Origin of the sequence: Weizmannia sp. WK01, assembly GCF_025905465.1 — a bacterium.
Lineage (GTDB): Bacteria > Bacillota > Bacilli > Bacillales > Bacillaceae_C > Weizmannia > Weizmannia faecalis.
In genome coordinates, this window is sequence record NZ_CP109616.1 from 3,188,838 (window position 1) to 3,199,145 (window position 10,308).

At 44.9% G+C, this 10,308-nt stretch carries 11 protein-coding genes and 1 pseudogene; 2 read left to right on the forward strand and 10 right to left on the reverse strand.

Going from position 1 to position 10,308, the window contains the following annotated elements; translation table 11 throughout:
* Window positions 1-120: 120 nt before the first annotated feature.
* From OF158_RS15150 to OF158_RS15195, 10 genes and pseudogenes are all read right to left on the reverse strand, one after another.
* Window positions 121-420 carry a helix-turn-helix domain-containing protein gene (locus OF158_RS15150; protein WP_026684764.1) on the reverse strand — a complete coding sequence of 100 codons (300 nt, stop codon included), beginning with the start codon at window positions 418-420 and terminating at the stop codon, window positions 121-123.
* Window positions 421-469: 49 nt separating this feature from the next.
* The gene (locus OF158_RS15155) at window positions 470-967 is read right to left on the reverse strand and encodes a hypothetical protein (protein ID WP_017552307.1); all 498 of its coding nucleotides are present in this window, start codon (window positions 965-967) and stop codon (window positions 470-472) included.
* Window positions 927-1,526, reverse strand: a complete 600-nt coding sequence (locus OF158_RS15160) for a DUF3237 family protein (protein WP_017552306.1) — start codon at window positions 1,524-1,526, stop codon at window positions 927-929. The genes OF158_RS15155 and OF158_RS15160 overlap by 41 nt, the downstream gene beginning before the upstream one ends.
* Before the next feature lie 181 nt (window positions 1,527-1,707).
* Window positions 1,708-3,180 carry a carboxylesterase/lipase family protein gene (locus OF158_RS15165; RefSeq protein ID WP_017552305.1) on the reverse strand — a complete coding sequence of 491 codons (1,473 nt, stop codon included), beginning with the start codon at window positions 3,178-3,180 and terminating at the stop codon, window positions 1,708-1,710.
* 52 nt (window positions 3,181-3,232) lie between these two features.
* Complete coding sequence (locus OF158_RS15170; protein ID WP_017552304.1) at window positions 3,233-4,702, reverse strand: amidase family protein; 1,470 nt, start codon at window positions 4,700-4,702, stop codon at window positions 3,233-3,235.
* The gene (locus tag OF158_RS15175; protein WP_043052468.1) at window positions 4,695-5,969 is read right to left on the reverse strand and encodes an MFS transporter; all 1,275 of its coding nucleotides are present in this window, start codon (window positions 5,967-5,969) and stop codon (window positions 4,695-4,697) included. The genes OF158_RS15170 and OF158_RS15175 overlap by 8 nt, the downstream gene beginning before the upstream one ends.
* A gap of 118 nt (window positions 5,970-6,087) precedes the next feature.
* Window positions 6,088-6,351: pseudogene (locus tag OF158_RS15180) on the reverse strand (aldehyde dehydrogenase family protein); the annotation flags it as partial.
* A gap of 409 nt (window positions 6,352-6,760) precedes the next feature.
* On the reverse strand, window positions 6,761-7,423 hold the full coding sequence (locus OF158_RS15185; RefSeq protein ID WP_017552301.1) for a TerC family protein: 663 nt from the start codon (window positions 7,421-7,423) through the stop codon (window positions 6,761-6,763).
* 217 nt (window positions 7,424-7,640) lie between these two features.
* Complete coding sequence (locus tag OF158_RS15190; protein WP_063613104.1) at window positions 7,641-7,826, reverse strand: Imm59 family immunity protein; 186 nt, start codon at window positions 7,824-7,826, stop codon at window positions 7,641-7,643.
* A gap of 149 nt (window positions 7,827-7,975) precedes the next feature.
* The gene (locus OF158_RS15195) at window positions 7,976-8,371 is read right to left on the reverse strand and encodes a hypothetical protein (protein WP_026684760.1); all 396 of its coding nucleotides are present in this window, start codon (window positions 8,369-8,371) and stop codon (window positions 7,976-7,978) included.
* A 310-nt stretch (window positions 8,372-8,681) separates the two neighbouring features.
* On the opposite strand from OF158_RS15195, the gene OF158_RS15200 reads away from it, so the two are divergent.
* Together OF158_RS15200 and OF158_RS15205 are read left to right on the forward strand one after the other, a co-directional pair.
* The gene (locus OF158_RS15200) at window positions 8,682-8,963 is read left to right on the forward strand and encodes an Atg14 domain-containing protein (RefSeq protein WP_035183407.1); all 282 of its coding nucleotides are present in this window, start codon (window positions 8,682-8,684) and stop codon (window positions 8,961-8,963) included.
* Window positions 8,964-9,347: 384 nt separating this feature from the next.
* Window positions 9,348-10,262, forward strand: a complete 915-nt coding sequence (locus OF158_RS15205) for an AEC family transporter (protein ID WP_014096995.1) — start codon at window positions 9,348-9,350, stop codon at window positions 10,260-10,262.
* Window positions 10,263-10,308: the final 46 nt, after the last annotated feature.

Sequence of the window (10,308 nt, forward strand, 5' to 3'; positions counted from 1 at the left end):
GGAGGCATTCCGTTGTGTAGGTGAATGTTCCCTGCATTCTTGAAAAAATGCGGCTGGTGGAAGGGACCAGCAGATTGCTGCCACACTGCCTGTCGCCGGAACCGGCGGGCGGCACCCCCATTACAATTGATAATCTTCCAGGTTGAAGTGCGTATGGCCGGATTGATAAATATGATAAGCGAGAATCGCCGTTTCAAGCGCAAGCCTGCGGGCCGGCTCCATAAATTGATAGCCGAGCAGTTCTTCTATTTTTTCAAGGCGGTGGTAAAGCGTCTGCCTGACGATAAACAGTTCATTTGCCGTTTCTTTTTTCCTCCCCCTGTTTTTCAGGTAAACTTCAAGTGTTGTTAATAAAGAGGCATTCATTTTTGCGTCATATTCCAGTACGGGTCCAAGCTGGTCATAGATAAACGTTTCCACATATTCATTTTTCTCGCCTAATAGCAAGATCTGGTAAATGCCGATTTTGTCATAAAAAAATTTCTTGAAGCAGGTTGATCTGTTGCAGAAAGATGACTTTTTTCGCATCATCATACGCCTGGCAAACGTCCGCTGTATTCTTATAAGCTTTGCTGATTCCCGTCATCGTGTGCTTGCCGTTGTAACGGTCCTTTATGCTGAGTTGCACCAATGACTGGTGGATATCAGAAAAAGTTGCAAGATCATGATTATGCTCGTCCTTTTTAAAAAAGCAAATCGCTGCAATTTCGTCCTTGGCAGCTGAAATAAGGGAAAGCATGCCTTTCTTTTTTATCCTGTTTTTCATCATGGCGGAAAGCTGCAGCAATGTTTCTTCCCAATCTTTGGTGCCGGATTGTGGCTTCGTAACTTTGAGTAAAATGACCCGGAAATGCAAATTGGCAGAATAACCGGGCAAAACGGCTTTGATTTCGGCCTGTTCACAGTCTTTGCCCGCAAGCAGTTTCCTAGCTACCTCTTCTTCCGCAACGCGCTTGTTTTCTTCCATTGTTTTCGTTCTTAACATGATTTGTGAAATGGCAAGGACGGCGTGCTCCATGATAAAAGAAGTGTACGCGTCCATTACATCTGTTTTTAATTTCAGGCATAAATATCCCCAGATTTGTCCCAATCCTTTTACCGGCATGATCACAAAGTGGATCGCAAACGAAAATGTTGCGGTTTAACCAGTCATACTTTTCATTCGAGACTTCGAAGACGGGGGTCGTTCTGAAATATTCCGGCACCGGCTCCACTCCTTCTCTTGAAGCCGGCCTTTCCTGCAAGCCTCCGGGTTTTTCAATATACAACCCTTTATTGATGACATAGATCAGCACATCATCATCCGTTTTTAATGTGTACCGGGCACAAATATCAATGACACCGTTTTCTCTTGTCAATGACCAGTCCGCCCCGCCCGGTATGACCGTTCCTTTTATGCCGGGGCCTTCGAACACGCCTCCTGTGATCGGCGTAATATTGCGGATTCCGCCGGGGACAGGTCCGATCGTCAAATTTTCATCAATCGACACATACGCTTGAAATGCAAATTCTAATCCAATGGTCATTCCCATTATTCCTTTCTGTTTAGGATTCATTTACTCGGGACGCACTCTTTTTAGTGGGGGGCGTTTCCCAGAAAACCTCGTTCTATGAAATTGGCATACAAAATGACGCGTCCTATCAACCTTGTTCCTTTTCTAAACAGGCCTTTTTCATGACTTATGTTGTTCAATGTCGCCCTAAGAATCATTCGACTTTCTGTGTACATTTCTTTGTTCGTAGGATTTCCGGAACGTGGCCGCGGATGCAGCGCCTGTTCTCATCGATTTGCATCACGGAACGGTGATCCGGATCATAGGCCGGCCAGGCAGGAATCGCGGGATGAGCGGGGTTCCCGTTACGGGCAAAAGAAACCCACGTATCCTGCATCCGGTCAGCCAGTGTTACCGGCGGCTCTTTTCCTGTCAGCCACTCCCCACTTTTTAAGTTATGAAAGACAAACGGCAAATCAATAGCATGGCACGCACCAAGCCCTTTTATCCGGGAAGGCCAGGTAAAAAAGTACATCCATGTACTGGCAAAACGGGACTGGGCTTCCGCAAATTTTATAGCCGGGATGTGAAACAATATGTCGTTGGCAAGCTGATATGGACCCGCAGAACCGGCTTGTATGCGGTGCTGTGCGGCCGCTGCAACAATGCCGGACATACTCTCGATGATGGAAAGCTGCTGGTTCAGATAATCTTCCAAAATATCATCCAAATCCGGGTAATACAGGCGCCAATAGGCCATCTCATCTTTTGTTGTGCCAATCATACAGTCGATCCCTGCAGCACATCCGTTTTCAATCTCCTGATAAGGATTGAGCGGAATTAATTTCCCGTCAGCAGTCGGTGCAAACATAATCTCGCTTTTATACTGATAAAGATCCATCAGCCGGTCGCAATACACTCTGAGTTGGTCCGCGCCTAATGCCAGCAAATCCTCAACCGAACGCGCACCCGTGAGTTTTACAAAATCCCTTCCAATTTGTTTTGCCGTCTCCTCATTTTTCACAAGATTGACCGTCCCGCTTTGTGCAATCACTCTTTGGAACAGCCCTTTCGCTTTTGGAATCGTCATGAGTAGCGAAACACTTGCGCCGCCGCATGATTCGCCAAAAATCGTAATATTGCCTGGATCCCCGCCAAACAGATGAATATGTGCTTTAATCCATTCCAATGCTTTGATTTGGTCCAATATGCCTAAATTTTTGCTGTCTGCGTATGCCTTTCCGCCAAGCTCCTCCAAATCAAGAAATCCAAAAATATTTACCCGGTAGTTGATCGAAACCAATACGATATCGTTTCGTTTTACAAAACTTTTTCCGTCATATAGCGGATCATTCGAACCTCCGCCAATAAATCCGCCCCCGTGAATAAACACCATGACCGGCTTTTTCGCGTCTTCCAGTTCTCTCGTCCATATATTTAATGTCAGACAGTCTTCAGACTGGTTCCCAAATGAAGAGGGTTCATTTTCATCGACCGGTTGTATGCAAGGCGAGCCATATGAAAAAGCTTCGATTCTTTTTGGTTCGGGGTCCAGGTCTTCCGGTGCTTTCCATCGCCGTTTTCCTACAGGCGGTTTGGCGTAGGGGATCCCTTTAAACGAAATGACGCCGGATTCTTCTTGTCCGATATAGGTCATATTTGAACTGCTTATCGTTTTCGCTATCAACTTTATCCCTTCTTTCAGCTGCCTATAGAAAATCACGATAAAAAAACAAGAATCAATGAAAGAGCGGGTCGATTGGCACTTGGATATTTGCCCGAGATTCAATGATTTCTGCAGCATCTAAAATCGTGTCTTCCCGGAACCGCCTTCCAACAATTTGAACCCCGGCCGGCAACCCGCCGCTTACAGATGTCGGGACTGAAATGGCCGGAAAGCCGAGTAAAGCAATGGACATCATCGGCCACTGCGCCGCCATGAGCCGCGCGTTGCTGTCGACACTTTCAATATCTTCATTTTGTTTGAACGCCTGCTCTGCCGAAACAGGAAGGAGCAGGATCGGATATTGTTCCATAAATTTCTGTAATGCAATAATCAGCGTCCCTCTCCGCGCATATCCTGTTCGGTATTTTTCAAGTGTGACTTCTCCCCACCATTGTCTCGAAACCTCGTAATTATATTGCAGATTTAACCTTGCCCCTTCATCCCCAAATTGTTTAATAGCCGGCCAGAGATCGGTCAAGTCTTCTAGCACGAGCAGGTACCAGAGTTTATAAGCTTCGGCAAACAAAGGCAAATCTACTTCTTCTACCACATAGCCGGCGTCATTTAAATACGCAGCCGCCTCGTTCAAAGCCTGATTGACAGCCGGATCCGGTTTTACCACGCCTGGATCGCGGAGCAGCCCGACACGGATCTGTTTTTTGAGCGGTTCGCCGGTTAACGGAACATTTGCGTGGACCGGATCGCTCGGATCGTATGCCGACATCACAGAAAGCGCCAATCGTAAATCGGCAACATTCCGTGCCAGCGGTCCTTCTGTTACTTTCATTTGGAGAGATAAGGGCGGATCTCCATTTGGAAGGTTGACACCTGTTGCAACCCGACCGATCGTAGGCCGGATACCTGTAATGCCGCATGCATATGCCGGATACCGGATCGAGCCGCCGATATCGTTCCCCTGTGCAATCGGCGCCATCCCGCATGCCACCGCCGATGCTGCCCCGCCGCTTGAACCGCCGGGTGTCCGGGTGGGATCCCACGGATTTAATGTGCTGCCATGCAAGTCATTATTGGAAACCCACCTCAGGCTGAATGAAGGGACATTGCTCCTTCCAACGAAAACAGTACCTGCTTTGCGTAAGTGGGCGACCGGGGGGCTGTCGTCTGTCGCCACGTTATGTTGAAAGGCAACGACACCGTCTGTCGTGACATGGCCTGCCTGATCAGTATTGATTTTGGTCGCAACCGGCACCCCATGAAGCGGGCCGAGCTCTTCCCCTTTTAATACGGACCGGTCCGAAGCATCCGCCGCCCGAAGCGCACCTTCAGCCAGCACTTCTACTAACGCATTGACTTTTGGGTTGACTTCTTCAATTCTTTTAAGACAGCTCATGACCGCTTCACGCGAGGAAATCTGTTTTGTCCGGATGGCATACGCCAGTTCAGCAGCCGACCAGCGCCATAGTTCATCTGTATTTTTTTGGCTTAATTCAAAACCGGATGATAGTGCTTTCGGATTAATCAATTTTTTCCACTCCAATCTGGGTATTTGTCAATGAATTGTAATCAAGACTGTCTTTTTCAGTCTGCAAAGCTCTTTGCATCCCGCTGTTTGTGAAGAGCGTGAGTAAAAAGCACAACAGGCTTGGCACGCCGAGCGCAATCAAACCGGCTTTCATAAAACCGAGCGGCAGCAGGAAAGAAAACAGGGGCCCGCCGAAAATCTGGCCAATGCCAAAAATGAAGAAAATATATCCGGTTACCGTGCCGGTGACATGTTCTTTGACAGAATCTTGCCCTATTGCGGAGGCAATGCCCGGGAAATAACTACCTGCGCCAAACACAAACATCAATATACTGAGCGCCAGCACATGGCTCCCTACACTGAAAATGCCTGCGCCGCCGATGAAAAGAAGCAGCCCGGTAAGCCTGAATACATGTTTTCTTCCAATCCTGTCAGCCAGCATCCCAAGCGGCATTGAACAAATTAAACCGGAAATGCCATAGATGGAGGAAATCACAGCTGCTTGTCCCGGTGGAAGATGTAACACCTTGAGTAAATATTGTGAAATGAAGCCGATAAACGCAAACTGGGCCACACCGTAAAACAGGGTTGACAGCGAAATGAGGTTGACATTTCGGTTTAATACGCCTTTAAATTCAACCTTTTGCTTTTCCAGTCTTTTATACGTTTTTGGGATAAACAAATAACAACCGAGTACCGATAAAGCAGATAATATCCCAACAATGGCAAAGGGAATAGTGATGTTTGGCAGGAACGGGGAAACGACATACGGAGCAATAAATATGCCCGCCCCGTAGGAAATGGCAAAAGCTGCCGTTGCTTTCCCGCGCTTCTCCGGGAAAATGTCCCCTAAAAAGGCGACGATTGCCGGTTGAAACATGCCAACCCCAATTCCATCCAAAATTCTTGCAATCATCAGCATCGTCAAATTATGCGAAAAACCACTTAAAAATGTAAACACAGAGAAGATGGAAACGGATATTAAAATGGTATTTTTCACGGAAAATTTATCGAACAGAAATCCGCCGGCAAGGCTGAACAATGTCAGACCAATGGCACTTCCGGTAATCAAGAGTCCGAGTGAAGCGACAGACGCATGGGCATTTTCAACAATATAGGGTGACGCAAAACCAAACAAATTCCCGTCAAATCCTTCCAAGAATGCCGGCAGGACTGCAATGAACACAATTAAGAAAAAATAGGCATTACCTTTTTCTGCAATGGAACGAACCGTCACATCATCTCTGAGTCCAAATGGTTTTTTCATTGTAACCCTTCAATGTTTTATGGTAAATTGTGGGACAATCCCATTCATTTGCTACGGCCATCATCTTCCAGCAGCGTATTGTAAGCGTTTTATTTTTGTGGTAATTTGATCCCTCCCTTTACATCATCCGGATGGAAACATACTTTTCTTCCAAGTATTCGAGGATGCCGGACTTCCCTCCTTCCCGGCCAATGCCGCTTTCCTTATATCCCCCAAAAGGACCCTGAACGGTTACAGGAGCGGCATCATTGATTCCAACAATGCCGTATTCCAGTTCGTTCATCATGCGAAGCCCTCTGCCCAGGTCGTTTGTATAGCAGTAAGCAGCAAGGCCGTATCGCGTACGATTCGCTTTTTCAATCACTTCCTGCTCATCCTGAAAAGTGTGGAAGGAAAGTTATCAACCATTCCGATTGTCCATTTTAATGAATTTTCTAATTTGTATAAATTCATATTAGCTTGTTTTGATCCGTAATGCATTAGCCAAAATATCAAATCATTCAGCAGAATCCTTTACGTTTTGTAAAATTGTTACTATTTCGAACGAACTTCCCAAGGAAAACACCACAAGGAAGCTTATTTGCAAAAAATCCCCGCAACGAAACAAGCCCCCGGTTCGTGAGCGGAATCTTTCCCACGAACCAGGGGACTTTTCATTGTTATATGAGACTCTAAGATTTGCCCGGCTTACGGGACTCCAATCCAGTATATAGCTGCAAACGCACCGGGCTGTTTGCTGCCGGTCCGGACGTTCGTGCATCCCGGCAGCTGGCCCGCTTTCGGAAAACTAATCAGGCCCTATTTCTTGCCTTAATCATGAACCCGATTAATATCAGAAAGATGGCGGTATCCAGCGCAATGAAATTGATCCATTCGTGCAATTGAAATCCCCAAACTTTTTCCAGTAAGCTCACAGGGTATTTCATCATCGGATCTTTAAAGATGCCGGTGATTGCAACATGTGTAATCAAACCGCCGGCAACAATCTGCACCCATGAAATTTTGTCCAGTATTTCAGAAAAAAACTCGAAGAAAGCGAGTACGGTCGTTAAGCTTAAGGCCATGCCAGCCATCGTGGACAGCAAATTGGTGGAGATGCCGGACGTGATCAAAACGCTGTCCATACAGACAAGCATATCAGCCGCAAGCACAATCAATAGCATTTTGGCGGCCGGGATGCTTGGAACGGGCCTTGCCTCGGAATCAGGCTGGATGGAGCTCACAAAACAGAAAGCGATGTAGAGGAGAATCATGCCCGCGAGCACTCGAAATCCCGGGATCCCTGTTAAATACTGAATCATCGCAACATAAATCGTACGGCTGACCGTTAGACATACAACGATATTAAAAAACAGCTGTTTTGGCTCGTAGCCATACTTTCGAACCACCGTTGTAATAATAAGAAGATTATCCAGATCACTAATCAGGTTGAGCAAAAAAATTTTTAAAATCACAAAAACACGTCACCCCTGCCTTTGCCAATCCATTTCAGGAACGGAAAAAACAGCATAGCACACCGGTCCCTTTATTAATATATTTGGACAAAAGCAAAAAAAGACGTAGCGATCATGCAGAATCACTGAGCAGATATGATCCAGTACCTTTAAATAAGTTATAATTTGAGCAGAGGCGTGGTGCTATTTGGATAGACCTTACACAGTATTTCCTTACTCATTTATCTTCTCTTAATCTTTTTATAAATTCTTCTAGAGCATCGCTTTCGTTATTATACATTTTCTCGCCGGCTTTTGAAGTTCTCTCATTATAAGTAAAAACCGTCCATTTCCCCGCCTCATTTTTAATCACAACTTGACCTTCATTCGGGGATGCATCACAAAAAAAGGCATTAATTTCCAGTCATTCATTTTCATTTTCGTCATCAGCTTTATCTTAACCGCTGATTTTTGTTTCGGGTTTGAAGCTGATTTTTTCTTTCACTTAATAAAACTTTATTTTTTAATGCTTTAATTCACTAAAATACCGGTTAGTCTCTCGATATAAAGTTTTTATAATTTTTCCGGGTTTACTGGACGCCTTTCTTCTATTATCTTTACCCTACTTTTAGAAATCCAGCCGATCCAGGAATCCCTTTCTACTCTTTTCAGTTGCAGTTTTTCACCAATGAACAAAGAGCCCGTACCTACCTGAAACTGGTCGTCTTTTTCTTGAAGGATTTGAACTTTTTCTCCTTCTATGACTCCATATGTGGTAATACTTTCGCAGTTAACAAGTTCTTTAGGGTTAACTTTTTTCTTGTATATGCCGCCATGTCCCGTCAGATCGTAAAACGTAGAATCAACCTTACTTTTATCTTCTGTGTAAATCATAACGCGGCCATCCATATCGCTTGTTACCTTATATTCGATCCCATTATATTTTGCGTATAATCCAGACTTTATCATTTTAATCACCTTTTAGTTTTAATACATTTATTTCCTGCATAGATTCCAGCTAATTCATCATTTCCGTTAATGACTTTTTAGACAGGATGTAAAACCATTTCCTGTCCTTGCCTCCATGCTTTTACCATATGTGATCTCATTTGTGAAGAAATAAATGATCAGGATCTCTCATCCTAAATTTAATATACCCTCTTCAATACCGGCGTACGATTCATATGAGCAGCCTGAAGCCAATTTTTCCAGGCATTTGTTTTCCATAGACCCATGGCAAAAAATATCGTATAATTTGTCGTATGAGGGAGGTGAAAAAGTGGATAAAGGAATTGACCAGAATGTGATTTTGCAGGCCATCCATGAACTATCGGACCAAATCAAATCCGTGGAAAAAAATCTGTCCGAACGGATGAGTGCGCTGAAAAGCAGAATGAGTGCGCTGGAAAGCAGAATGGAGGCGCTGGAAACGAGAACGGCGGCTTTAGAAGAAGGCCAAAAAGAAATTAAAGAACAGGTCAGAAAAATTGACAAAAAACTGGATGTCCTCAATCGTGATTTGCTTGACACAAGGGCAGATGTTGAATTCTTGAAAAAGTAAATTTCCCGTTTTTCTGCTCACATGAATAGCCGCAAGTCCCTCTTCTTACAAAAAGATTCTCAAAAAATGGTCCTCTTGGTTTGGTCCGGATCCCCGTTTCGAGATCCTTCACATCGCCAAAGAGGACTTTTTATATGCGTTGCCGGGATCACAATAGACATGCAAGATCAACACTTTATATAGTTTTCACAAATTGAATTTACAAATCCTTTTTAATCGCCCGCTCCCATCCCTGGATCCAAGAGTTCTTTTTCCATCCTTATTTTAAGGAAAAAAAAGAACCGGCACATTACCCGAAAAAAAGTTGTTGCCAAAAATTTTCCTTGCCGTTTCTTTCTCATTGTTTTTTAATGAAATTAGATCAAAAAGAAAGCTGGGAAAAATGTGGGTGTTGTGTTGACAAAAGCCGCTTCGTTTATTTTGATCATTGTGCTCGGCTACATTTTGAAGCGGGTCGGATTTTTTAAGCCGAATGATTTTCAGCTGGTTTCCCGCATGGTTTTGAATATTACATTGCCATGCGCCGTGATTACAAATTTTGAAAAGCTCTCTTTAGAAACTTCGCTGCTGATGCTTGTCGCAATCGGCGTCATTTGCAATCTGGTAATGATTGCAACCGGCTATATCGTTTCCTGGCGCCGTACCCATACGGAAAAAGCCTTTAACATGATCAATTATTCCGGTTATAATATTGGCTGTTTTACACTCCCCTATGTACAAAATTTCCTGGGGCCCGTTGGCGTAGTGGCAACCTGCCTGTTCGATGCCGGCAATTCGGTTTTATGCACGGGCGGCACCTATTCGATCGCTTCCGCCGTTGCCAACAATGAAAGAACAAATGCGGCATCTTACCTGAAAAAAATGTTTTCATCTATACCGATGGATACCTATCTGATCATGCTCGTGCTGTCGCTTTTGCATATTACATTGCCGGCAGGTGTGACTGCATTTACCGGAATCGTCGGGCAGGCAAACGGCTTTCTGGCCATGCTGATGATCGGGATCGGTTTCGAACTCCGGCTCGAAAAAAGCCAAGTTGCAAGCATCTTAAAAGCCGTCATCATCCGTTACGGAATGGCCATCCTGTTTGCAGTATTCTTTTATTTCTTGCTACCGCTGCCGCTTGAGGTCCGGCTCGTGCTCGTGATTATCGCGTTTGCGCCGATTTCCGCCGTCTGCACGGCATTTACCCAGAAATGCGGCGGCAATGTCGCCATGTCCAGCACGTTGAACTCTTTGTCCATTTTGATCAGCATTGTACTGATGACCAGTCTGATGGCCGTACTGAAGATCGCCTGAATCAATCGAGTAGGAGGCTAATCATTATTTGATTAGCCGACCTCTC

What these genes read in the sequence shown, in the direction of transcription:
- OF158_RS15175 (WP_043052468.1), bottom strand. Translation starts at nt 5,969, where the DNA reads ATGAAAAAACCATTTGGACTCAGAGATGATGTGACGGTTCGTTCCATT.
- OF158_RS15155 (WP_017552307.1), bottom strand. Translation starts at nt 967, where the DNA reads ATGGAAGAAAACAAGCGCGTTGCGGAAGAAGAGGTAGCTAGGAAACTG.
- OF158_RS15195 (WP_026684760.1), bottom strand. Translation starts at nt 8,371, where the DNA reads ATGATAAAGTCTGGATTATACGCAAAATATAATGGGATCGAATATAAG.
- OF158_RS15160 (WP_017552306.1), bottom strand. Translation starts at nt 1,526, where the DNA reads ATGACCATTGGATTAGAATTTGCATTTCAAGCGTATGTGTCGATTGAT.